This is a genomic window from Nodosilinea nodulosa PCC 7104 (genome assembly GCF_000309385.1).
Lineage (GTDB): Bacteria > Cyanobacteriota > Cyanobacteriia > Phormidesmidales > Phormidesmidaceae > Nodosilinea > Nodosilinea nodulosa.
Window position 1 is genome coordinate 5,228,507 of sequence record NZ_JH976537.1, and the last position, 23,966, is coordinate 5,252,472.

Below are 23,966 nucleotides of genomic sequence, written 5' to 3' on the forward strand. Positions count from 1 at the left end.
CAACGCCCCTACAAGTTGGCCCCTATGGAAGCAGGGATATGGGGTTCGGATTTGCTATCACACCCAATTAGGCGCTGATAGGCCCAAAATTTCAGTATAAACAGCCCCCATCGTCGTACCGACTGAATCTGGCACCGTTCTTCTTGCCGTTACTCAGGGCTGTCTTGCTTTAAGAAATCCAGTACCTCGTCGCACCAGTCAATCCAGTCTTGTTCGTAGCGCAGGCCCCGGCGCAGGGTGAGGTAGCGAAAGCGCTCGGTTTTGGGCGGGTGGGGCATGGCCTGGTAGGCCGCTGCCATGGCCTGATAGTCGATCAGCTTTTCGAGGTGTAGCTGACGGCGGCGCTGTAGCTCTTGCCGCAGCGAATCTATCGAGACAAAGGGGGCGGCCAACACCTTGACCAGCAGATCTTCGCGGATGGGGGTGGGCTCGGTGGGTTCGACGAACCAGCGGGCCAGTTCGCCATGGCCCACATCGGTAATGCTGTAAATCTTTTTGTCGGGCTTGCCCGCCTGGAGCACGGTTTCGTGGGTGACCCAGCCCTGGGACTCCATTTTGCCCAGCTCACGGTAAATCTGCTGCTGGCTGGCCTGCCAGTAGCAGCTGACGCTCTCTTCAAAGCGCTTGCTGATGTCGTAGCCGCTCAGAGACTCGCGGGACAACACCGCCAAAATTGTGTGGGACAGGGCCATAGGTTCTCTTGCCCATTGACATACTCAACAATTTGAGTATACCTTTTGGTCAAGGTACACAACAATTTGAATACCGACTTGTTGAATACCCATTGGTTGTATAGCATTTTGTTGTTTAAGGCAGACTTATCACCGCTTTTGGGTCAGCCCTCTGGTCGGATTAGCCGATCGCCCGTTCTTCTCGCCAAGGTGCCGTCATGACCGACGCTCCCGCTCCGCTCGATTTGACCTCCACCGATTTAGTTTCCGCGCAGCCTCGCCCAGCTGACCCCGTGGCCAACCCTGGTAACAATGTCCCAAAGCCCAGGCGGTGGCGGCTGCGGCTGCGGCGCTGGTGGCTATTGCCCCTAGTCACGGTGCCGCTGGCGGTGGGGGTGGGCCTGCGGCAGCTCGGCCAGCTGGCGGAAACGCCTGCTGCTGATCTCCCACTGCCCGTTGAGGTGGTTTCGCTGACGCCGGTAGAGTCCTACCAGGTGGAGCGGCAGTACGCGGGGGAGATTGTGGCCCAGCGCCGCAGCGCCCTGGGGTTTGAGCAGGGAGGGACGGTGGTGGCGCTGCTGGTGGACGAGGGCGATCGCGTCTCTGCCGGACAACCCCTGGCCCGCCTGGATACCCGCAGCCTTACCACCCAGCGCCAGCAGCTCGTCGCCCAGAAAGATCAGGCCGTGGCCACCCTGAATGAATTGCAAAACGGCCCCCGCCAGCAGTCGATCGCGGCAGCCCAGGCGGCGGTGGGCGATTTAGAACAGCAGCTCGCTCTGGCCCAGACCCAGCGCGATCGCCGCACCGACCTCTACCAGCGCGGCGCCATTTCCCGCGAAGAACTCGACCAGCAAACCTTTGGGGCTGGTGCTCTAGAGAGCCGCCTGGCCCAGGCCCAGAGCGAGCTGGATGAGCTGCTGGCCGGGACTCGCCCGGAGCAGATCGCCGCCCAGGTGGCCTGCGTGCGCCAGCTAGAGGCCAGCATTCAGGCGGTGGATGTGGAGCTGTCGAAGGCGGTGATTAAGGCCCCTTTCGCCGGACGCATTAGCGATCGCCCCGTCGACGAAGGCATGGTGGTCAGCGGCGGCCAGACCGTGCTGCAACTGACTGAGGGGGGCAAAACCGAGGCCCACATCGGCCTGCCCGCCGATGTGGCCCAGGGCGTCTCCCTGGGCAGCGCGGTGACGGTAGCAGTAGGCGATCGCACCTATCCCGCCACCGTCACCGCGCTGCTGCCGGAGCTGGAGTCGAGTAGCCGCACCGTCACCGCCGTGCTGGGTCTGGATACGCCGGAGGACATCACTCTGGGCCAAACCGCTCGGCTGGTGCTGAAGGAAACTCTGCCCACCGCCGGGTTCTGGCTGCCCGCCACCGCCCTGGTGCAGGGAGAGCAGGGGTTGTGGTCGGTGTACGTGGCCGACCACAACGAAGATTCTGCCCAGGCTAAGGTGGCCCGCCAGCCGGTGGAAATTGTCTACACAGAGGGCGATCGCGTGCTGGTGAATGGGCTGGTGCAGTCCGGCGATCGCGTCATCACCTCGGGCACCCATCGAGTGGTGCCCGGTCAAACCGTCAGCGTCCTCTAACCAAAAGGAATTTTTACTATGCAGGCCTTTGTAACTGGCAGCACCGGGCTGCTCGGCAGCAACCTGGTGCGCGAACTGGTCGATCGGGGCTACAGCGTCAAGGCCCTGGTGCGCTCGGTGGATAAGGCCAAGCACCTGCTGGGCGACGTGCCCCAGGTGCAGTTTATCCAGGGCGATTTGCAGGCTATTCCAGCCTTTGCCCCCGAGCTACAGGGGTGCGACGTGCTGTTTCACACCGCCGCCTACTTTCGCGAATCCTACGGGCTGGGCGACCACTGGCCCAGGCTCAAGCGCCTCAACATCGACGCCACCATCGAACTGCTGGAAGCGGCGGAGAAAGCCGGGGTGCGCAAGGCGATCTACGTCAGCTCCTCGGGCTGCATTGGCCGCAACCCCGACGGCTCCCCCGGCAGCGAAGCCTCGCCGCCCGCTCCGGTTTCCTACAGCAACCTCTACTTCAAAAGCAAGCTGATAGCCGAAGATGCGGTGGCTACCTTCCTCCAGCGCTCTACTCTGCCCGTGGTGCTGATCTGCCCCGGTGCCATGCTCGGCCCCCAGGATGCTGCTCCCACCGAATTTGGCCAGTTTGTACTCGACTTTTTGAACCGCAAAATTCCGGCCCGGCTGGCGGGGGGCATGCCCACGGTGGACGCGCGGGATGTGGCCGCCGCGATGGTGAATGCGGTGGAACGGGGCAAATCGGGCGATCGCTACATCGTCGGTGGACCCTACTTTTCCATGGCCGACCTGATGCACCGTCTGGAAACCGTCAGCGGCGTGCCCAGCCCCCGGCAAAAAATACCTGGCTTTATGATGCGCCTGCTGGCCCTTTTGGCCACCGCCGTGGCCCGCTTCACGGGGGGCGAGCCCGCCATTCCCATAGAAGGCGTGAAAATTATGCTGGCCGATCTGGCCTACGACTCGGCCAAAGCCCAGCGAGAATTGGGGGCCGAGTTTCGCCCCATAGACACAACCCTGGCCGATATGGTCGCCTGGTACCGCCAAGCCAACTACCTGTAGGAATTGCCGTGCTTACCATCCTCCCTCTGAACGGCAGAAGGCCATCGCCAAGAGTAGATACACTTGCGGTGAGTTCAAACCACGTATGCAAGGGGATCGCTATGGCTGAGATACCAATGCCGGGTCTAGACCTGATCAAAACCTTTGAGGGCCTGAGGCTAGAAGCCTACCCAGACCCCAAGACCGGCGCTGAGCCAATCACCATTGGCTGGGGCGCTACCCGCGATAAAACGGGTCAGCCCTTTAAGCTGGGCGATCGCATTACCCGTGAAGAGGCCGATGACCTACTGCTAGAGCAGATCCGCAACCGATATCTGCCGCCTCAGCAGCGCATCCCGGTTTGGAGCAGCCTGAACGATCGGCAGCAGGGGGCGATTCTGAGCTTTGCCTACAACCTGGGCGCTAATTTCTACGAGGCCAGCGGGTTTGAAACCCTCTCGCGGGTGCTGCGCAACCAGGAGTGGCAAAACCTTGAGGCGGCGCTGATCATGTACCGCAACCCCGGCACCAACGTCGAAGAAGGACTGCTGCGCCGCCGCCTGTCTGAGGCCAGCCTGTTTCTGGCGGGCACGCCGGGGGTTGACCTCAGTGCCGCCGCCCAAAAATACTTAACCAGCGGACGCACCCCCAGCAGCAACCCCAACCTCAGCCAAGAAGCCCAGGAGTATCTGGCCAATCGGCCTGTCATTTTGACTGGCGATGGTTTGGCAGGCGATGGTGCAGCCAGCAGCCTGCCCATCGTCAACCCAGGATCGCGGCTGCTGACTTTGACTAACCCTTACACCAGCGGTACGGACGTGCAGCAGCTCCAGAGAGATCTGGTGCGCTGGGGAGCCAAGATTTCGCCGGATGGAATATTTGGCCCGGCCACCCAGCAGGCAGTGGAAGCCTTTCAGCGATCGCAGGGGCTGCTGCCCGACTGTATTGTCGGCCCCATGACCTGGATCGCGCTGCAAAAACAGCCTCCCGCCTATCGACTGCTGCGGCTAACCAATCCCTACCTGACTGGCCCCGATGTGCTGGTGCTGCAACAGGCGATCGCCCGCGCCGGTCAGGCGATCGCCGTCGACGGTGTATTTGGCCCCACCACCGATCGCGCCGTGCGCCAGTTCCAGGCCAGCCGAGGCCTGGTCGCCGATGGCATCGTCGGTGCCCAAACCCGCGCCAGACTCGGCATCTAACGCCTCCCTGAAAGCTTTCTTAGTCAGCAAAATGCTCTCTTTTGGGTTACGGCCATTGGTGATTTTAGATTGGCGATTTTGGATTTTGGATCGGCGGCTCAATTCTTCTAGTTCCATGCCGCGAAACGCTCGTCTGTGGGTTACGGCCAGTGCCCAGTTCGCCTATCTCCGAAATGGTTTGGTTGTGGCCTAACCCAAGCTACAGTTCTCAATTCTTCTAGTTCTATGCCGCGAAATGCTCGTCTGTGGGTTACGGCCAGTGCCCGGTTCGCTTATCTCCGAAATAGTTTGATTACGGCCTAACCCACGCTACAGTTCCTCCCCCATCTCCTCTACCTCCCCCACCTCCCCCACCCCATCACTCCCCCACTCCCCCTCTTCCCATGAACCCCTTCTACCGCAACCGCCAGCTCCTCCTCCTCACCCTGGTGCTCATCGTCGTCTGGGGTCTCTCCGCCTTCCTCACCCTGCCGCGCCTGGAGGACCCCGAGATCACCCAGCGCTTCGCCCGCATCACCACCTTTTTACCGGGGGCTACCCCTGAGCGGGTGGAGACCCTGGTGACCGAGAAAATTGAGGATCGCCTGTTTGAGCTGGAGGAGATTAAATCGCTGCAATCCACTTCCAGCTCGGGGATTTCGGTGGTTATGGTGGAACTCAAGGAGGCGATCGCCGACGTAGACCCGGTCTGGGCCAAGGTACGCAGCAAGGTGGATGACGCCGTGCCCGACCTGCCCGCCGCTGCCTCGGTGCCGGAGTACGCCGACAGCTCCACCAAGGCCAGCGCCCTGATTGTGGGCCTCACCTGGCTGCGGGACGATGCGCCCAACTACGCAATTCTGGGTCGCCTGGCGGAGGCCCTAGAGGATCGGCTGCGGGCCATTCCCGGGACGGATACGGTGGATGTATTTGGCGAGCCGGACGAGGAAATTCGGGTCAATATTGCAGCGGCGGAGCTGTCGCGGCTGGGGCTGTCGGCCCAGGCACTCGCCCAGCAGGTGGCCACCAGCGATGCCAAGGTGTCGGCGGGGGAGTACCGCAGCGCCAGCAGCGAATACCTGCTCGAAGTCGACAGCAGCCTCAGCTCCCTGGAGCAGATTCGCGCCATTCCGATTCAGGCGGGTGAGGATGGCCAGGTGGCGCGGCTGGGGGATGTGGCCACGGTGACGCAGGGGGTGCAGGACCCGCCGACGGATCTGGCGCTGGTGAATGGGCATCCGGCGATCGCCCTCTCGGCCAAGGTCGAATCCGCCGAACGGGTGGATCTGTGGGCTGTTCAGGCTCGCCAGGTGCTCGCCGACTTTCGCCGGGAACTGCCCCAAGAACTGGATCTCCACGTCGTGCTCGACCAGAGCCAGTACGTGCAGCAGCGGCTCAACGGCGTGATTGGCAACCTGATTTTGGGGTCGGCCCTGGTGATCGGCGTATCGCTGCTGCTCTTGGGTTGGAAATCGGCGCTGCTGGTGGGCCTGTCGCTGCCGCTTACCACCCTGACCGTGTTTGGCACCATGAAAATCCTCGGGGTGCCCCTGCATCAGATGTCGGTGACGGGCATTATCATCGCCCTGGGGCTGCTGATCGACAACGCCATCATCGCGGTGGATGAGGTACAGGGGCGGCTGCGCCAGGGATTGCCGCCGGGGGAGGCCGTTTCGCAGACGGTGCGCCACCTGCTGGTGCCGCTGCTGGCCTCGACTCTGACCACGGTGCTGGCCTTCATTCCCATTGCCACCTCGCCCGGCAGTACAGGGGAATTCATCGGCGCCATTGGGCTGACGGTGATTTTGGCTCTGCTCAGCTCGCTGGCCCTGTCGCTGACGGTGATTGTGGCGCTGGTGGGGCGGCTGCACCAGTGGAATCCGCTGCCTGTGCGGTGGCACTGGTTGCAATATGGCTTTGCTAACGAAGGGTTGGCCAGCGGTTATCGGTGGACGCTGCGGGCGGTGCTTCGTCGCCCCTGGGTCGGGGTGGGGCTGTCGCTGATTCTGCCGGTGGTGGGCTTTGCGGTGTTTGTCACCCTACCCCAGCAGTTCTTTCCGCCTACCAACCGCAACCAGTTTCAGATCGAATTTGAGCTGCCCACCCAGGCTTCGCTGGATGCCACCCAGGCCCAGGTGCAGCAGGCGCGGGATCTGGCCCTGAAGCATTCTGAAATTGAGGATGTGCACTGGTTTATGGGCCGCACCGCGCCGCCCTTTTTCTACAACGTGCTCGACAACCGCCGCAACGCCCAGAACTACGCCCAGGGAATTGTGCAACTGGCCAGCACCCACCACATTCGCGAAACCATTCAAACCCTGCAAAGGGAGATGGATGCGGCCTTTCCCCAGGCCCAGGTGCTGGTGAAGCAGCTGGAGCAAGGGCCGCCCTTCGATGCGCCCATCGAGCTGCGGGTCTACGGGTCGGACATGACGGGCCTTCGGGAATTGGGCGATCGCCTCCGCGCCGAGCTGGCCCAGGTGCCCAATGTAATCCACACCCGCGCCACCCTGAGCGAGGCGCTGCCCAAGCTGGCCCTGACCGTCGACGACGCCCAGGCCCGCCAGCTGGAGCTGGACAACCAGGCGATCGCAGGCCAGCTCAACGCCGCCCTCGACGGGCGCACGGGCGGCTCCGTGCTGGATGGCACCCACGACATTCCGGTGCGGGTGCGGGTGCCCGAGCCGCAGCAGGGGGATCTGGGGGCGATCGCCTCGCTGGAGATGGTCACCGCCCAGGGGAACATGCCCTTAGATGCGATCGCCTCTATGGCCCTGGTGCCCGACACCGCCACCATCAGCCGCCGCGATGGCCAGCGGATCAACACCGTGCAGGCGTTTATCACCGCCGGGTCGCTGCCCAGCACTGTTCTCGCTACCTTCCAAAAACGCTTGGCAGCACAGAACTTTGAACTGCCCCCCGGCTACCGCATCGAGTACGGCGGCGAGGCCGACGCCCGTGGCACCGCCGTCGGCAACCTGCTCTCCACCGTCGGAGTGCTGATGATTTTGATGACCGCCACCCTGGTGCTGTCGTTCAACTCCTTTGGCCTGGCGACGCTGATTGGCACAGTGGCAATTCTCTCGGTGGGTCTGGCCGCCCTGGCGCTGAAGCTGTTTGGCTCCATCTTTGGCTTTACCGCCATTCTCGGCACCCTGGGGCTGATTGGTCTGGCCATCAACGACTCAATTGTGGTGCTGGCGGCATTGAGGGAGCATCCGGAGGCTCGCCTGGGCCAGCCCCAGGCGGTAGAAGATGTCGTTTTTCACGCCACCCGCCACGTGATCGCCACCACGGTGACAACCATTGTTGGCTTTGTCCCGCTCATGCTCGATCCGACCGGGTTTTGGCCGCCGCTGGCGATCGCGATCGCAGGCGGCCTCGGCGGTGCCACCCTGCTGGCCCTCTACTACATTCCCTCGGTCTACCGGCTGCTGACTCGCCGGAACCCTACGCCAGTGGCCCAAGTCTCGGTAGAGCCTGCGGTATAGATAATCGGACCTATTTACTCAGTAGGTAATCTCTTGTTCTGTATACTCCTGGGGCTCGATGTGAATCGTGATTCGAGCCGGGCCGTAGAGGTTTTCAAGGCGATCTTCCACGGCTTCAGTCACCACATGGGCAGCGCGGATATCGGTGGGTTTGACCACCAGGTGCATGTCGATAAACACCTGTCGCCCCAGCAGCCCTCGGGAGGCGATGTTGTGGCAGTTGACCACGCCGGGCACCTGCATTACCTGGGCGTGGATGGCTTCCGGCGCGATCGCCATTTCGTCCACCAGCCAGGGCAGATTTTCCCGCAGCACCGTCCATCCGCTGGTAAAGACCAGCAGCGCCACCGGAAAGGCCAGGGCAACATCCAGCCAGTTTAACCCCCGCCAAACCCCAATTAGCCCGGCCAGTACCACAATGGTGACCCAGATATCGCTCATGGTGTGGCGGGCATCGGCGACCAGAATTTTGCTGTTCAGGGCCAGGCCGACCCGCCGCTCGTAAAAGGCCACAAAGATATTGATGCCCAGCACAGCCAGCATGATCCAGAGGGCTGTGGCGCCCATGGTCACTGGCTTACCCCCCGTGACCAGGCGCTCGATGGCGCTTTTGAAAATTTCAAAGCAGGCAATGCCCAAAAAAGCGGCAATGCCCAGAGCGCCAATGGCCTCAAACTTTTGGTGGCCGTAGGGATGGTCGCGATCGGGCTGGGGATCGGCCAGGCGATTGGTGGCCAAGCCCAGCACGTTGTTGGCGCTGTCGGTCACGCTGTGCAGCGCATCGGCCAGCAGGCTCAGCGATCCGGTCAGCCACCCCACGGCGGCCTTGAGCGCTACCACCGCTAGGTTTAGAGCCAGGGTGATTAACAACACCCGCTGCACCGCCTGGCGGTTATCGGGAGTAAGGGGACGATCGACCATAGGTAACCAGTGAGTGAACACACCAATAAGCAGACTAGCTGGGAGTGCCTTAGGAACACCAGAGACTATCCCTGGGTCTACATTACTGCCTCAGCGGCGGTCTTAGAATGCCGCAGTTTTTGCCGATTCAGGGCAATCGTCACCCGTGGAAACTTGGTATTCGGTCCCTTAAGAGCAGCAGCGCGCCGCTATGATCGGTAAAGTTTGCTTAAGGATTCCGTAAATCCCCGTAGAGATCAGATTTCAGAACCAGGGTTGCGCGGCTAGTTTAGGAGGAAATGATCGTTTGCGATCGCAGCTATCTTTTCCTGTCGAGCTAACCCTAGTCTGGCAGCCAACCTCGCTGAGATATTTTCTTGCCCCATCCCACCGCAATGAAACACTGGTCTGCTGCTATCTCATCTACCCTTGGCTTGACGGTGGTGCTGGCGCTGGCGCCAAGGCTTGCGGTGGCCGCCGAGGCAGTCCCCCCGGACCTGATTGAGCTGAGCGATGGTAACTCGGTCTATCGAGCCGATCTCCTGCGCTTTAGCGAAGACCAATCGTGGCTGGTGGACGGGGTTGAAACGCTGTTCACCGATCTGTACTTTCTAAATCTAGGCGGCAGCGCTGCCCTGCGGGAGCAGCGACTCGAAGACTTACAGCCAATCGCCTTTAGCCAACCCACTAGCAATTCTCTCAGCGCCAGCTTTTCAACCTTTGGGGCCAACCTAAATTTCTCCATTAACTCTGTGCTGCTGGGGGGCATCCCCGGCAGCTATCGCGCCGCCCGCCACGAAACCGTAACCCTGACCAATACCGGCACCGACTGGCTCGATGTCAGTCTGTTTAAGTACATCGACTACGACCTCCAGTTCGACGGTGTGCTCAACAACAACAGCGCCTTCTTTGCCGACAATACGCTCACCCAAACCGATGCCACCGGGGCGCTGGCTACCCTCACTGCCGATCAGACTCCCACGGCGGTGCAGATTAGCCCCTACGGCCTGCTGCTAGCTCAGCTGTACAACTCTCCTGCCACCGGCTTGCAAAACAATCCTGGCCCCCTAGTCGATGGCGATGCCACCGCTGCCTTTCAGTTCGATCGCACCCTGGCCCCCGGTGAGTCAGTGATGTTTAAGTTCGTCATGGAAGTACAGCGCCAGGCAACAACAAAGGCCGTCCCCGAACCAGGAACAGCCTTTGCTTTTATTGCGGTGGCGGCGGGGCTGGCGCTACTGCGCCGCCAAACTAGCTGACTGCGCGCAAGCCTAGCACTTGTGCAAATTGATACCGGCTTCTTTGGCCATGGCCTCTAGGCCTTTAGATTGCAGGGTTTTGATGGCTTTAGTCGACAGGCGCAGCTTGACCCAGCGCTTGCCCTGGGGCCACCATACCCGCTTCTCCTGCAGGTTGGCCTCCTGCAAGCGCTTGGTACGGCGGTGAGAGTGGGAGATTGAGAAGGCATTATTCGCCTTTTTTCCGGTCAATTCACAATGACGAGCCATGGATATTCTCCGACAGTAGGCAAACGGCACAATAGCGCAGTTTTCAATTATAGCAGAGGTGTCTGCTAATCAACCGGCTGAGGCACAGTTTGGCAACCCCCAATCCATGGTCCAGCTTCCCGTAGGTGCGCAGTATGCGGCGCACTTGTGCACTGGCGATATTTAGGGGGAGATCAGGCCAGGCTCGGTATTCCGCCTTAGCCAATGTCAGTTCGGGGTCAGCCGAGGCCGCAGCGAGAAAAGCGATATGGTCTGCATTAAAGCTACCCCTAGGCGAGAAACGGCGGGGCGGGGCAGTCGAGGGTGATGACCACGGCGCGCAGCAGGCCCATTTCGGCAGGGGTAACGTCGTTGTCGGCCAGTACGGTGTGGGCACAGGCATCGACGATGGCCTGCTTTAGCTTCGGGCTGATGTGCTCCAGGCGGGCCAGGCTGGCGCTGATATCGGCACCGCGGACGGGGGGCAGTTGGTTAGGGGAGGGCTGCTTTTTGGCCCCTGGCAGCTGCGAGATGCCCAGTTTAAAGGCATAGAGAGCATCCTCCGGTCGGCTGTGGCCAACCCGAGCCAGCAGGGCCAGCAGGGTGAGGGCGTCGCCCCAATGGTCTTGGAGGGTGTCGGGGGTTGACTCGGGGGGCCGGGCGGCACTGTCAGACAGCCGTTTGCGCAGAATTAGCTGTAGCGGGTAGGTGGACAACAGCAGGCGACCCCCCGGCTGGCTCAGGGCCTTAGCGGTTTGCATAAACCGCTGCCCCGCCTCTGGAGACAGCTGCTGGAGGGCGGGGATCAGCGCCTCTAGCAGCAGCAGATCCTGCCCCGACTCCAGGGCACGAGCGTACTTATAAAACTGCCCGACCCGCTGCTTACAGTCGGCCCCGTGGGTGGCGGCCAGATACTCAATCTGCTGGGTTTGGAGGGCGGGCTTGGTTCGCACCAGCAGGGCGTACACCAGCTCGGCGGCCCGACTGGGGTTCTGGAGGGCGGCTTTGACATCGGGGGGCAGCTGGGCCAGCAGCGATCGCACCTGGTCCAGCCGCCGCGCATCGGTGGTGCCAAGGGCCGTCATGAACTGGCCTGCGGAGGGGGGCGCGATCGCGGCAGACCCCTGGCGCACAGAGGTTTGACTACCGCCATGCAGCCCCATCACCAGCGACTCTTCCGCCGCAGCGGGCGAGGATGGGACCATCGCCTGAGCCGACTCGCCAGGGACGGGCACCCGCCCCAGCCGCCGCAGCCGCTCGCTCAGGGGCGGGTGGGTGGCAAACCAGCCCCCCAAAAACGACAGGCTGCCGTTGGCTTCACCAAAGAACAAATGGCTGGCGGTTTCGGCCATCGGCGAGGCCACCGCAGAACCCGCCGAAAGCTGGCCTATTTTGCGCAGAGCCCCGGCAATGCCGTCGGGGTTACGGGTGTACTGCACGGCGGCGGCATCGGCCAAAAACTCGCGCTCGCGGGCTACGGCACTTTTGATCAGGCGTCCCCCCAGCACCCCCAGGTAGCCGATAACGAGCATGGCCATCGCCGCCGCCAGGATCGCGCCCCCAGCTTTGTCATCGTCCTTCGACCGCCGCGACCCGCCAGAGTAGTAGCTCATGCGCAGAATGACGCGCCCGGTGATGTAGATCAGCAGCAGCCCGTGAATTACCCCAATCAGCTTCAGATTGAGGCCCATATCGCCGTTGAGGATATGGCTAAATTCATGGCCAATCACCCCCTGTAGCTCGTCGCGGCTGAGCTGGTCGAGGCAGCCCCGGGTAACTCCAATGACGGCCTTATCGGCGGAGTAGCCCGCCGCAAAGGCGTTGATGCCCGGCTCGTCGTCGAGCAGATAAATGGCCGGGATGGGAGTGCCCGAGGCTAGGGCCATCTCGCTGACCACGTTGACGAGGCGCTGTTCCGCAGGATCGTCGGTCAGGGGGTTGAGCTGTCGCCCGCCCAACCCCTGGGCTATGCTGTGGCCGCCCTGGCTGAGCTGGGCCATTTTAGCGGCGCCGCCCACAACCATAAAGCCCAGGGTGCCGCTGGCCACCCAAAACAGGATTCCGGGCTGCCACAGCGCTCCTCGCCCGCCCGCCTGGGTGGACAGAAGGGCGATCGCCACTCCGTAAAACGCCGCAATCATCATCAGGATCGACAGCCCAAACAGCACCAGCAGCTTGGTGGTATTGCGCCGGGCCTGATCTTGGTGCTCAAAGAAATTCATGGCTAGCTAAAGGAAACTCGGGGCACGTCTTTGACCTCGGGTGCGCTCTCTTCCAGCAGCTGGGCAGGGTTAAAGTTAAACGTGTCTGCCACCAGGTTGCCCGGAAACATTTCCCGCTGGGTGTTGTAAAGGGTGACGGCGTCGTTAAAGGCCTGACGGGCAAAGGCGATTCGATTTTCGGTGGAGCGCAGTTCTTCTATGAGCTGAGCCATGTTTTGGTTGGCCTTGAGGTCGGGGTAGGCCTCCGAGAGGGCAAAAAACCGACCCAGGGTACCGTCTAGCACACCCTCCGCTGCGGCCAGCTGCTGCATGGCACGGGGATCGCCGGGGGTCTGGGCCGCCTGGCGACTGGCATTCATGGCGCTGTTGCGGGCGGTGATCACCGCCGCCAGGGTTTCCTTTTCGTGGGCCATGTAGCCCTTGACGCTTTCCACCAGGTTGGGAATCAGGTCGTAGCGACGCCGCAGCTGCACGTCGATCTGGGCGTAGGCATTTTGGTAGCGATTGCGGCCCCTGACCAGGCGGTTGTAGAGATTGACGCAAAAAGCGATCGCGATCAGCACCACGGCCACCAGCAGTATCAGTACCCCCATGGGTAGGTCCTCAAAAACGGCATCGTACCCCCAGTTTGCCCAGGCTCAGCGGTTGGGTAAATGGGCAGTAGATGAAGTTGTATTGCTTGACAGCAGAATCACGGTAAAGCCGTGGTTCATGCTGGGGGGCGGCCTTGCCGATCTGCTCCTGCCCTAGCGACCTGGGCGGGCCAGGGATTCTGGCGGCGGAAAGGGCATGGGCTGATACCACTGAGGTCGCGCCGGTGTAAACGGGGACGGTTCGGCTAGCTGCTGTTTTACCTGGTTGAGGTCCTGGTTGAGTTCGCGAATGCGGCGAGAGAGCAGTCGAATGACGTTGACGGCGATGCCCGGCGTTTCGTCGATGGCGTCGTAGAGCTGCTGCTGGGTGAGCACCAGGCAGGCGCAGGGATCTAGGGTAGTCACCGAGGCCGATCGCGGTTCGGCGTCAAACACCGACATTTCCCCAAAGCATTCCCCCTGCTTGAGCTGGGCCACCTGCTGGCCGCCAATGTGTACGCTGACCCGCCCCGACACCACAATGTACATCGATCGCCCTTCCTGGCCCTGGGTAATGATGGTGTAGTTGCCTTCGTAGAACACCTCATCCATAACCGAGGCCAGCCGCACCAAAAAGTCGTCCCGGAGTTCTTTGAACATGGAGACGTTGCGGATAAAAAGAAGTCGTTCGACGCTGTTTAACATACCGGAGGATGGCGGGGAAAGGTTCTCAGCCCTTGGTCGGCCTGGTTAGTGAGGCAGGCTCGGCTCCAAATTATAGGTGTTGATCAGGTGTTTAACCTGGGCTAGCACCAGACGATCGGAGTCTTGCTCTAAAATTGGCAGCAGCTCCCGCAGGGCGCGGGGTGAGGCCACGGCCAGATAGGCCAGCACCGCTTCGCGCACAAAGCCGGTGGGGTGCTGTAGCAGGGCCAGGGTGTGCTCGGCGGTGAGGTTCCACCGCTGCACCCGGGCCAGGTGAAAGCAGCAGGCCGTGGCCCAGTCGGATAAAAAATTGCGCAGGTCGAGCAGCTGCCGCAGGCGATCGCCCGGGGGCAGCTGCTGGTAGGGAATCAGCGGCGTAGACAGGGCCAGGCGCTTGAGTTTTTCGGGGTCGGGGCGGCGATCGAGCAGCAGCAAAATCGATCGTTTGTTGGCCACATCCACTACGTTGTCGAGGATTTCAATGCCCCGCGCCCAGCTGGAGGCCGAGCCGCTGAGGCTGACCTGGGCCGCCTGAATGGCCGTGGCGGGCGACACAAAGCGCAGCAGCATAAACAGCCGTTCGGTGGCGTCGCTTTGCAGCCCGTTGAGGGCCTCGCGCAGCAGATCGGCCTCAATGCCCCCGACCCGGCTAGCGGACAGATCGACCTTGGCGGCCAAGATCTGACCGGCAAAGGCCAGCTCGGTGTTGAGCAAATCTTCGATGCCGCCCCGGCCCAGCAGGCGATCGAGGGCGCCGTCAATCAGCGCCGATCGCTTCACCCCCGACTCCTGGTAGAGGCTGAGCAAAATCCGCAGAATGTGGCGGCGGGTGTTGCCCCAGGTGGTGATCAGGTTTTGAATGAGAAATTCCAGGGCGGGCAGGGTGCCGATATTGCCGATCACCTGCCAGGCCTGGTTGCGCAGAATCTCGGGCCGGTAGTTGTCGAGGGCCAGCTCTTCCAGCATGGGCAGGGCCTCGTTGCCCAGGCGGGTCAGGGCGGCCACGGCGGCCTCGCGGGTTGATTTGTACTGCAAGGCTTTGAGCAGCGAGGGGTAGTACTTTTTGTATTGGGTAGCCGCGATCGCCTCCAGCAGCGCCCGCCGCACCCGCAGCGAGGGGTCCTGCAGCAGGCTGTCGATGTAGATGCTGAGCGACTCCATATAGTCGGCTTCGCCCAGGGCGCGGCAGCCCATCACCCGCTCGCGCTCCTCATCGTGCACCAGCATTTTGCGCAGGGTGGCGGTGGCCTCGGCCCGCTCCTGAATATTGCCCCGCCGCAGCATCAGCGATGCCGCCGTACCGCGCACCACGGCATCGACCTCGGGCTGTAGGTAGGGCCGCAGGTCGTTGATGTTGAACCGCTCCTGGGCCAGCCACACGTAGCGCAGGGCCAGGGCCAAAATCTCCGGCGTTTGGTTGGGGGTCTGCAACAGCGCCTGCACCTGGGCGGTGTAGGCACCGTTGGGATGCTCCAGCATGGCCTCCAGACTCTGGCGCTGCAGCCCCTGGGGCATGTCGTCCAGGCGGGGGGCTAAGATTTCTCCCACATTTTTGGGGTCGATGTGGCTGAGCAGCTCGATGCACGATCGCTTGTTGGCCTCCAGCCCCGGCTGCTCCAGCTGCTCGATAAAAGCCCGCTTGAGCACCCGCAGGTTGGCGTCGGAGAAGGTCAGCAGGCCGCGCTCGGCCCCGCGCACCAGCAGGTTGAGGTAGCGCGATCGCAGCATGACCATAATGGCAAACCACACCAGGGCCGCCACCACCGTCCCCAGCAAAAACAGCCGGGCCTGCACCAGAACGTCGCTGAGGCCAACCCGGTTGCACAGCGCAATGGTGACTAAAATCGCCAGCCCGGTGCCGCCCATCGCCAGCGGTTCGGCAATGCCGCTCACCCACGACTGCACCGTACTGCGCACCTGGTCGGGAATGGGCTGAAACAGAATTGGCCGGGTGGTGGCCACCAGGGTATAGCGCAGCCACTCGTCAAAAAACTTCAGCACCACCAGCCCCACAAACAGGGCCGACACCGCCAGCCGGGCCGGATAGCTGGCCACCAGCGTAATTAGCCCAATGGTCACAATTACCGAGGGCAGCACCAGGGCTACTTTAAACACCCCCTCCCGCTCGATCAGGCGGCTGGAGGTAAACCACTGGGTAAATAGCTCAATCAGCCCTAGCAGACCGCTAAAAAAGCCCAAAAATGCCGCGATCGCCGCCACGTCCAGGCTGGTTTCGAGCTGGTTAAAAAACTGAAATTCGATCGAGAACAGCAGCATTTGGGCTAGCACAAAGAACGAAAACAGCAGCACCACGTACTGCCGTATCGGCCCCTGGAGTCGCTGGCGCGATCGATAGCTCTCCACCGACTCCGCATCCTCAGCCTGCCGCCGGGGAGAGTCGGGGAAGGCGTGCTCATAGTTGCGGCTGAGGTGATACAAAATGATGGCCCCAATCACCATCACCACAAAGGACAGCAGCAGCACATTTTGCAGCCCAATCAGCCGCAGCAGCAGGTACACCGAAAAGCCGCTCAGCACATCGGCCACCAGGTTGCCGCTGCTGATAATCGGATAGGCCCGCTTGATCTCGCGAATGTTAAACAGCTGGTTGGCCGTCACCGATAGGTTGAGGTCGTTGAGGCCGTAGATCGCCTCAATCCACAGCCGCATCGAAAACACCATGGGGGCCGCCAGCCACTCCACCGTCAGCCCCCAGCGAAACCCCAAAATAGGAATCGCCATCAGCATGGCGATGATCACAATCACCCGGCGCAGGGGAAACAGCCGCTGCAGCCAGGAATACACTACGCTTAGCCCTAGCCCTACCCCGGCGCTAAAAATATAGATCCACGGCAGGCTAGCGGCCCCGTAGGCGCCCAAAAACAGCGCCGCTGAGCTCACCTCCAGCCACAAAATGCCCATGGAGGTGGCGGTGTAGAAGGCGAACATGAGCAGCGTGCGCTCCTCTTCCCCGGGGCGCAGGTTGATGACATCGAGAAAACGCCCCCGCAGGGACTGAATTTCTTGAACCGGGCCAGATAAGCTCATGCGGAAGAGGATAGGGTTGGCTAGTGCCTCAAGGATACCCAATCTCAGGGATCTAGGCTTGGGTTTGGCGGGTGGGGGAAGCGGCAGGGCAGGGCGTTGGGGCCGCCCCAGCGGAGAACTCCTGAGCAATAGCAATTCCGAGCGATTCCGCCACTGGGCTGAGACCTCCGGCAGAGGATGGAAATGCCTGCGGTAAAGAACCGGGTTTTGCGGCCTCAGCAGCGGCGTGAGACATTGCCGTAGGTTAAGCAGGCGGCTCTAAGGAAAAGCTTTTCGAGATAATATTGAGGTTTGCTGGTTTATTTGCCGTCATCGGTCAGCGCCGACCTTCGTTTATTTTCCCAGGCCCTATGGTTAACCCTTCCACGCTGCCCAGTTCAGCTCTAGCGCCTCAGCAGGCCATCAAGCACACCCTCTCTGTTCTGGTTGAAGACGAAGCCGGGGTGCTGAGCCGCATCGCTGGCCTCTTTGCCCGGCGCGGCTTTAACATCGAAAGTCTGGCCGTAGGGCCAGCGGAAACCGCCGGTATTTCTCGCATCACCATGGTTGTGCCGGGCGATGACGCCGTGATTGAGCAGCTGACCAAACAGCTCTACAAGCTGATCAACGTGCTCAAGGTCAACGATGTTACCGATACCCCCTGCGTTGAACGCGAGCTAATGCTGCTCAAGGTCAACGCCACCAGCACGACTCGCTCGGAGGTGATTGAGTTTGCCCAAATCTTTCGCGCCCGGGTCGTGGATGTCTCGGAGGACTCGGTCACCCTGGAAGTGGTAGGCGACCCCGGCAAGATGGTGGCGATCGTGCAGGTGCTCAATCGCTTTGGCATTCGCGAAATTGCTCGCACCGGCAAAATTTCCCTGCCCCGTGAGTCGGGGGTAAACACCGAATACCTCAAGTCATTGGAACGCAAGTTCCAGTAGTTTAGACTGGCCATCGACAGGGTAGGACATGAAGTCGTTCTGCCCTGGCTGTCGGCAAAATCTGCCAGCGGGCAGCCGTTGGTACGTGCGGGCGGTTTGCCCTCTACTTTGCCGGTGCGCAAATGTTTTAGCATGCTAATTTAGCTGGATTTTTGCTATGCCCCCTCAATCCACCATTCCCGTCGTGGTCAATGGCGCCTACGGCAAAATGGGCCGCGAGGTCATCAAGGCGGTGGCCCAGGCCGAAGATATGACCCTGGTGGGGGCCATTGGCAGAAATCCTGAATTTCTGGGGCAGGACATTGGTGACGTGATTGGCTATCGGCCTCTGGAAGTGCCGATTATGAATGACCTGGAGGCTACCCTGGTGGCGGCCCAAAGCGAGGGGCTGGCGGTAATGGTCGATCTCACCCACCCCAGCCGCGTGTACGAGTCGGTGCGGGCGGCGATCGCCTACGGCGTGCGCCCGGTCGTCGGCACCACCGGCCTCACCAATGCCCAAATTCGCGATCTGGCCGAGTTTGCCGACAAGGCCAGCATTGGCTGCCTGATCGTGCCAAATTTTTCCATTGGGGTGGTGCTGATGCAGCAGGCGGCCCAGCAGGCGGCCCAGTACTTTGACCATGTGGAGATTATCGAGCTGCACCACAACCAAAAGGCCGATGCCCCCAGCGGCACGGCGGTGCAGACGGCCCAAATGCTGGCTGAGGCCCAGCAGACCTTCAACGTCCCTTTGGTCGACGAAACCGAAACGATTCCTGGCGCACGCGGGGGGACTACCGCCGAGGGTATCCACATTCACAGCGTGCGGCTGCCCGGCCTGATTGCCCACCAGGAGGTTTTGTTTGGCTCGCCGGGGCAGCTCTACACCCTGCGCCACGACACCAGCGATCGCGCCAGCTTCATGCCGGGGGTGCTGCTGTGCATTCGCCGGGTGATGGCGCTCAAGTCGCTGATCTACGGACTCGATAAGGTGTTGTAGGGCGCTAGGGCTGCTCTAGCTTGCGCTGCATTCGGGCGATTTGGCGCGATCGCACCCGCCGAATCAGCGGCAGGCCGCCAAAGTAGCTCAAAACCCCCGCTACCACACCCACCACGGTGCTGCCCAACATCAGCCGCACCGAGACCTCGGTGCCCATATCCATCCAGCCCTTGAGACTGTCAAGATCCTGAAACGCCTCGGTGGCGCTGCCCCCCAGCAGCCATAGCCCCACCTGATAGTTAAATGCAAAAATAGGGACGTAGGTCAAGGGATTGCTGACCCAGGTGGCCGCCGCCGCCATAATGCGGTTGCCACGCAGCACCGTAGCAACCCCGACTCCAATGATGATCTGAAAGCCAAACAGCGGATAACAGCCGGAAAATACTCCCGAGGCTAGGCCCCTAGCCAGCTGTTCAGGACTGCCCTGGAGCCGCAGAAAACGCAGATACACGTAGCGAAGCTGCCGCCGCCATTGAGGCTGAGTAATTTTGCGCATTAGAGGCTTTGGACTAGGTGGCAATTCAGCGGAGGATGTTTCAGGCGTGGGCGCAGTAGTCATAGACGAGGGTACACCAGAGGCTAAGTTCCCTTGGGCTGCCAAGGAAAATGAGAAGAGAGATGGCTCAACAGTTCAGATGGGTAGCCGTTACCGGCGGCTTGGTAGACTATCCCTGTGGTCAGGCCGAAAAAATCAGGTTTAAAGTCTCAGCTGTAAAAGCTTAGAAGCACGTAAAGATTTTTTTCTATTCTACCCACCAGAATGGCGCTTTAGCAGGCTCGTTCCAGGGCTTCAACATCACTTCACCGTGCGAGATAGATGCTATGGATGGCAGTAGTGCTGCTACTGAGGCGGGTTCGTTACCTCCAATTGCCCAAGGGGAGACCATCGCCGCGATCGCCACGGCCATTGCCCCCCAGCAGGGCAGCGTTGGCATTGTGCGGCTGTCGGGCGCCACGGCACTGGCGATCGCCCGCACCCTGTTCTACGCCCCTGGCCAGCAGCCCTGGGAAAGCCACCGCATTCTCTATGGTCAGGTGCGCCACCCCCAGACCCGCCAGCCGGTTGACGAAGCGCTGCTCTTGCTGATGCTGGCCCCTCGCTCCTACACCCGCGAAGATGTAGTGGAGTTTCACTGCCACGGCGGGCTAATGGCGGTGCAGCAGGTGCTGCAACTCTGCCTCAGCCAGGGGGCGCGGCTGGCGGAACCGGGGGAGTTTACCCTGCGAGCTTTTTTAAATGGACGGCTCGATCTGACCCAGGCGGAGGGGATCGCCGATCTGGTGGCGGCCCAGTCTAGCCTGGCGGCCCAAACGGCGCTGGCGGGGGTGCAGGGCAAGCTGACTCAGCCGATTCGTCAGCTGCGATCGACCTGTCTGGACCTGCTGGCGGAGGTAGAAGCCCGCATCGATTTTGAGGACGATCTGCCGCCCCTGGACGAAGCCCTGGTCCGCCAGCAAATTGATGCGGTGCTGGGCGAAGTCGAGCGCATTCTGGCCACGGCGGAGTCGGGGGAACTGCTGCGCACGGGGCTGAAGGTGGCGATTGTGGGTCGCCCCAACGTGGGTAAGTCGAGTCTGCTCAACGCCTGGAGCCGCAGCGATCGCGCCATTGTCACCGACCTGCCCGGCACCACCCGCGACGTGGTGGAATCGCAGCTGGTGGTGGGCGGCATTCCCATTCAGGTGTTGGATACGGCGGGCATTCGCGAGGCCAGCGATCGGGTCGAACAGATGGGGATCGCGCGATCGCGCCAGGTGGCCCAGGGGGCAGATCTGGTGCTGCTCACCGTCGATGCCACCGCCGGGTGGACCGACGACGACGAGGCACTGTACGAGTCGGTGCGCGATCGGCCGCTGATTTTGGTGGTCAATAAAGTGGATTTAGTCACCGCCGATGGGCTGGCCGCCCTAGCCCTGCCGCATGACCTCGCCATCGTGCATACCGCTGCCGCCCAGCAGCAGGGCATTGAGGCCCTAGAGCAGGCCATTCTCAGCGCCATTCACGCCGACCGGCTCACCCCAGGCAACCTGGAGTTTACGGTTAACCAGCGCCAGGAATCTGCCCTTACCCAGACTGAGCTGGCCCTGCGCCAGGTGCAGCAGACCATCGACAATCAGCTGCCGTTGGACTTTTGGACGATTGATCTGCGGGCGGCGATCGCCGCCCTGGGCAGCATTACCGGCGACGAAATCACCGAGTCGATGCTCGACGAAATTTTCAGCCGCTTCTGCATCGGTAAGTGATCCTGAAACCCTGAGCGCCTACCCTAGGTGACTACTCCGTCAAATCCCCAAACCGTTCGCGGTAGCGGGCCAGCTCAGTTTCGAGTTCATGGACTCGCTGCTGCTCTCGCTGCAAGGCCTGGACCAATTCATCGGGGATCAGCAGCTTTTCGCCAGTATCAGGCCGATAGAACCCAATTAGGGTGTTTTCCACCACCAGGCGCAGGTTGAGTCGCTGGCTAATGCTATCGGTAATGGGTACGTAGTCTTCGCCCTGTAGGGAATAGCCCCTGAGCTGTTCAGCAATCCACTCGCCCTTGGGGTCAAAGAGCCAGTATTCCTGCACCTCTAGCTGAGCGTAGAGGGTTTTCTTGAAGGACTGCTCTTGCTCCTGGGTGCCTTTGGATGTCATCTCAAAAATGACGGCGGGAGTTTGACCTTCTTCCCAAATTTTATAGTTGTCACGGCCGCCGGGTTCCACCTCAAAAATGACCACTACGTCAGGAGCCACCCGCAGCTTAGGGTATCCCTGGGCATAGTAGAGAAACTGATGGCCTAACACCGCAGCCCGCTGCCCAGACAGGTACTGGCGCAGCACCTCCAGCGTGATCAGCATGGCGTAGAGATGGACAAAGGTTTCGGCCACAGGCTCGCCGTCTGAGGACGGGTAGGTTGAACTAGAGACCTGGGGAGATAGAGCCGTCATGGGTATCCCTGCGTACAGCTACCTCCAGCTTAGTCCCTGAGTTGAGATTCCTGGTCTGGTTCCAGCATGGGATCGATCCCCGACGGGTGGCGGACCTAGGGCTTCTTCATCGCCAGGGTGAGGCCGTCGGCGATGGGCACCAGGCTGGCAACGACGCGATCGTCGTTGTGGATTGTGTCGTTGAAGGTGCGCAGGATGCTGGTGCGGCTGTCGGTTACCTCAGGGTCAGCCACCCGACCCGACCACAGCACGTTGTCTACGGCGATCAGCCCACCGGGGCGCACCAGCTGCAGCGCCTGCTCGTAGTAGGTGGGGTAGCTGCTCTTGTCGGCGTCGATAAAGGCGAAGTCGAAGCTGCTGCTTTCCCCCGACTGAATCAGCTGATCTAGGGTTTCGGTGGCGGGAGCAATGCGCAGGTCAATTTTGTCGATGACTCCAGCTTTTTCCCAGTAGCGGCGGGCGATCGCCGTATACTCTGCGCTGACATCGCAGGCCACCAGCTTGCCCTCGGGCGGCAGCGCCAGGGCTACCCGTAGGGCGCTGTAGCCGGTAAACACGCCGACTTCCAAGGCTTTAGTTACCCCCAAAAGCTGTACCAGCAGCGCCATAAACTGCCCCTGTTCGGGGGCAATTTGCATCTGGGCCATGGGGTGCTGGGCGGTTTCGTGGCGCAGAGCGGTTAGCACCTCAGGCTCGTGCACCGAGTGGTTGATCAGGTAGCGATAGAGGCGATCGTCGAGGGTGAGGGTTTGGTTACTCATTGCTGCAGAGATAGGGGGCCGCAGAGATAGGGATGGGACCGGGGCAAATAGGAAGAAAGTCAGCGGTTTTGCCGCCGCTAAAACAAATCTGCCCTACCATAGCACCGCAAGTGTAGAACCTGAATTCGGCCCTTAAACTTGCCGAAAGCGAGACTAAGTCTTAGGCCCAGGGGAGAACAAGGCCATGGACACAGATACGGTAGTGCAAATTTCGGCTATGACTGGCTGGATTATTGGCGTGAGCCACAGCAAGGACCGGGGCTATCAGTGCTGGATCGTCAATCCTGACCTGGATGTGCTCAGTGACGGCACGTTTTACACCACCAGCAGCGCCGCCATGTCCGCCGGACGAGCATTTGTGGAACGCCACAGCTAGCAGGTCAGCCAGGCAGTAAACCCGCCGGCAGACGCAGAATGTTGAAATAGACCAGGCCCGCTGCGATCGCCGTATAGGCCGTGGAGCTGAGGAACCCGATCCACAGATCGCGCCGCCAGTTCGACTCGCGATCGCCCATCACCATATCCGTTGCGCCCCACTGCATCATCGCCATGCCCAGCACATTTGAGAGCCAGTAGCCGATCGCCGTAGCGGGCAGCAGCCACTGCCGATGCCCCAGGGTAACCAGGTAGGCAAACCCGTAGGCAATGGGCAGGTTAAAAACGACATCGTTCCACCAGGAGAGGGGCGACAACAGATACCCCAACCCTAGCCACACACCGCCCCGCAGCCGTTTATGCCACACCATACCGCGCGCACAACACCCGTCTCATCTGCCTCATATTACCGGGTAGGTCAGTTTTCATCGCCTGCTCAACCAAAAAAGACGGAACCGGAATCGTTGGGGCCGCCTGCACTGAGTAACTCAGCAGGGTGCCCTGGTTAAAATCTTGCAGGTGCAGGTCCGCAGCAAAGTGCGAAAAGGTGCCCTGCTCCAGGCGGAACTGGATAGCTTCACAGGTGGTTTCAACCACCCTGAGATAAATTTCAACCTGGGCGGTGAGCAGCATGAACCCCTTGCGGCCCACCTGGTAAAGACGCCGGTAGCGCTGGGTGGCCGTCTTTACGGTCTCTAGCACTTCGCTGTGCACAATATTTGGAAAATACTGGGTCCAACAACTGTAGTTGATGACCTGGGGCCAAATTTGAGGCCGTGCCAGGGGCACGTACATGTGGGCCGTTACGGCACCGCCATCCTGGTTGGTTTGAGATTGAAGCAACACGTCTCCCCGCAGCAGGGCTATCTGGTCCCCAGGAGAAAACTGAGCGAGAAAATCGTTTACGGGTCTAACCTCTCGAGCTACCTGCGCTTTGCTCATAACCACTGCTCTACTCCTCCTGATAATGGGACCCAACCTCCGGGCTTTGGGCAGGGACTGCCAGCCCCGGGAGGTCTATGGTCGAAGGCTAGTTCCCTCAAGCCATCACAAGCTCGATACCATATGGCGCCTTAGCTTGTTACCGTAGTAAGCACTGAGTTGTTTGGCCCATGCTACCGCTGTAGCGCT

General features: G+C 61.1%; 21 protein-coding genes. 9 read left to right on the forward strand and 12 right to left on the reverse strand.

Annotated features, from left to right (window positions below; translation table 11 throughout):
• Window positions 1-149 precede the first annotated feature (149 nt).
• Complete coding sequence (locus LEPTO7104_RS0124235; protein ID WP_017301180.1) at window positions 150-692, reverse strand: PadR family transcriptional regulator; 543 nt, start codon at window positions 690-692, stop codon at window positions 150-152.
• 197 nt (window positions 693-889) lie between these two features.
• Between LEPTO7104_RS0124235 and LEPTO7104_RS0124240 the strand changes: the two genes are divergently transcribed.
• The 4 genes from LEPTO7104_RS0124240 (at window position 890) to LEPTO7104_RS35145 (ending at window position 7,931) form a co-directional block, all read left to right on the forward strand.
• A complete protein-coding gene (locus LEPTO7104_RS0124240; protein ID WP_017301181.1) occupies window positions 890-2,260 on the forward strand; it encodes an efflux RND transporter periplasmic adaptor subunit in 1,371 nt (456 codons plus the stop codon).
• 18 nt (window positions 2,261-2,278) lie between these two features.
• Window positions 2,279-3,280 (forward strand): SDR family oxidoreductase, encoded by a 1,002-nt coding sequence (locus LEPTO7104_RS0124245; RefSeq protein ID WP_017301182.1) that lies wholly within the window; start codon window positions 2,279-2,281, stop codon window positions 3,278-3,280.
• A 101-nt stretch (window positions 3,281-3,381) separates the two neighbouring features.
• Entirely contained in the window at window positions 3,382-4,461 is a 1,080-nt protein-coding gene (locus tag LEPTO7104_RS37320; RefSeq protein WP_155523757.1) for a peptidoglycan-binding protein, read from the forward strand.
• A gap of 383 nt (window positions 4,462-4,844) precedes the next feature.
• Window positions 4,845-7,931: an efflux RND transporter permease subunit gene (locus LEPTO7104_RS35145; protein WP_017301184.1), complete on the forward strand. Its 3,087-nt coding sequence runs from the start codon at window positions 4,845-4,847 to the stop codon at window positions 7,929-7,931.
• An 18-nt stretch (window positions 7,932-7,949) separates the two neighbouring features.
• On the opposite strand, the gene cdf31 is transcribed toward LEPTO7104_RS35145, so the two are convergent.
• The gene (gene cdf31 / locus LEPTO7104_RS0124260; RefSeq protein ID WP_017301185.1) at window positions 7,950-8,852 is read right to left on the reverse strand and encodes a CDF family zinc efflux transporter Cdf31; all 903 of its coding nucleotides are present in this window, start codon (window positions 8,850-8,852) and stop codon (window positions 7,950-7,952) included.
• Window positions 8,853-9,226: 374 nt separating this feature from the next.
• On the opposite strand from cdf31, the gene LEPTO7104_RS0124265 reads away from it, so the two are divergent.
• A complete protein-coding gene (locus tag LEPTO7104_RS0124265; RefSeq protein WP_083887132.1) occupies window positions 9,227-10,090 on the forward strand; it encodes a PEP-CTERM sorting domain-containing protein in 864 nt (287 codons plus the stop codon).
• A gap of 12 nt (window positions 10,091-10,102) precedes the next feature.
• On the opposite strand, the gene rpmB is transcribed toward LEPTO7104_RS0124265, so the two are convergent.
• The 5 genes from rpmB to LEPTO7104_RS0124295 all read right to left on the reverse strand — a co-directional run bounded on the left by rpmB (window position 10,103) and on the right by LEPTO7104_RS0124295 (window position 16,865).
• Window positions 10,103-10,339, reverse strand: coding sequence for a 50S ribosomal protein L28 (rpmB, locus tag LEPTO7104_RS0124270; protein ID WP_026073040.1), 237 nt, complete (start codon window positions 10,337-10,339; stop codon window positions 10,103-10,105).
• A 269-nt stretch (window positions 10,340-10,608) separates the two neighbouring features.
• Entirely contained in the window at window positions 10,609-12,540 is a 1,932-nt protein-coding gene (locus tag LEPTO7104_RS0124275) for a M48 family metallopeptidase (RefSeq protein WP_017301188.1), read from the reverse strand.
• Between the two features lie 2 nt (window positions 12,541-12,542).
• Window positions 12,543-13,133, reverse strand: a complete 591-nt coding sequence (locus LEPTO7104_RS0124280) for a LemA family protein (protein ID WP_017301189.1) — start codon at window positions 13,131-13,133, stop codon at window positions 12,543-12,545.
• Between the two features lie 153 nt (window positions 13,134-13,286).
• Window positions 13,287-13,817, reverse strand: a complete 531-nt coding sequence (locus tag LEPTO7104_RS35150) for a Crp/Fnr family transcriptional regulator (RefSeq protein ID WP_083887133.1) — start codon at window positions 13,815-13,817, stop codon at window positions 13,287-13,289.
• Window positions 13,818-13,862: 45 nt separating this feature from the next.
• Window positions 13,863-16,865, reverse strand: coding sequence for an MFS transporter (locus tag LEPTO7104_RS0124295; protein ID WP_017301192.1), 3,003 nt, complete (start codon window positions 16,863-16,865; stop codon window positions 13,863-13,865).
• A gap of 401 nt (window positions 16,866-17,266) precedes the next feature.
• Between LEPTO7104_RS0124295 and ilvN the strand changes: the two genes are divergently transcribed.
• Window positions 17,267-17,788, forward strand: a complete 522-nt coding sequence (ilvN, locus tag LEPTO7104_RS0124300) for an acetolactate synthase small subunit (RefSeq protein WP_026073042.1) — start codon at window positions 17,267-17,269, stop codon at window positions 17,786-17,788.
• Between the two features lie 157 nt (window positions 17,789-17,945).
• Window positions 17,946-18,770, forward strand: coding sequence for a 4-hydroxy-tetrahydrodipicolinate reductase (gene dapB, locus LEPTO7104_RS0124305; protein WP_017301194.1), 825 nt, complete (start codon window positions 17,946-17,948; stop codon window positions 18,768-18,770).
• Between the two features lie 4 nt (window positions 18,771-18,774).
• On the opposite strand, the gene LEPTO7104_RS0124310 is transcribed toward dapB, so the two are convergent.
• The gene (locus tag LEPTO7104_RS0124310) at window positions 18,775-19,266 is read right to left on the reverse strand and encodes a DUF2062 domain-containing protein (RefSeq protein ID WP_017301195.1); all 492 of its coding nucleotides are present in this window, start codon (window positions 19,264-19,266) and stop codon (window positions 18,775-18,777) included.
• 326 nt (window positions 19,267-19,592) lie between these two features.
• On the opposite strand from LEPTO7104_RS0124310, the gene mnmE reads away from it, so the two are divergent.
• Entirely contained in the window at window positions 19,593-21,014 is a 1,422-nt protein-coding gene (gene mnmE / locus LEPTO7104_RS0124315) for a tRNA uridine-5-carboxymethylaminomethyl(34) synthesis GTPase MnmE (RefSeq protein WP_017301196.1), read from the forward strand.
• Between the two features lie 31 nt (window positions 21,015-21,045).
• Here the strand turns inward: mnmE and LEPTO7104_RS0124320 are convergent, their stop codons facing one another.
• Complete coding sequence (locus tag LEPTO7104_RS0124320; protein ID WP_017301197.1) at window positions 21,046-21,699, reverse strand: Uma2 family endonuclease; 654 nt, start codon at window positions 21,697-21,699, stop codon at window positions 21,046-21,048.
• A 95-nt stretch (window positions 21,700-21,794) separates the two neighbouring features.
• Entirely contained in the window at window positions 21,795-22,460 is a 666-nt protein-coding gene (locus LEPTO7104_RS0124325) for a class I SAM-dependent methyltransferase (protein WP_017301198.1), read from the reverse strand.
• Between the two features lie 184 nt (window positions 22,461-22,644).
• Between LEPTO7104_RS0124325 and LEPTO7104_RS0124330 the strand changes: the two genes are divergently transcribed.
• A complete protein-coding gene (locus LEPTO7104_RS0124330; protein ID WP_017301199.1) occupies window positions 22,645-22,836 on the forward strand; it encodes a hypothetical protein in 192 nt (63 codons plus the stop codon).
• A gap of 4 nt (window positions 22,837-22,840) precedes the next feature.
• On the opposite strand, the gene LEPTO7104_RS0124335 is transcribed toward LEPTO7104_RS0124330, so the two are convergent.
• A complete protein-coding gene (locus tag LEPTO7104_RS0124335; RefSeq protein ID WP_040695632.1) occupies window positions 22,841-23,206 on the reverse strand; it encodes a DUF7980 family protein in 366 nt (121 codons plus the stop codon).
• Window positions 23,193-23,777: an SRPBCC family protein gene (locus LEPTO7104_RS0124340; protein ID WP_017301201.1), complete on the reverse strand. Its 585-nt coding sequence runs from the start codon at window positions 23,775-23,777 to the stop codon at window positions 23,193-23,195. Before LEPTO7104_RS0124340 ends, LEPTO7104_RS0124335 begins: the two co-directional genes overlap by 14 nt.
• Window positions 23,778-23,966: the final 189 nt, after the last annotated feature.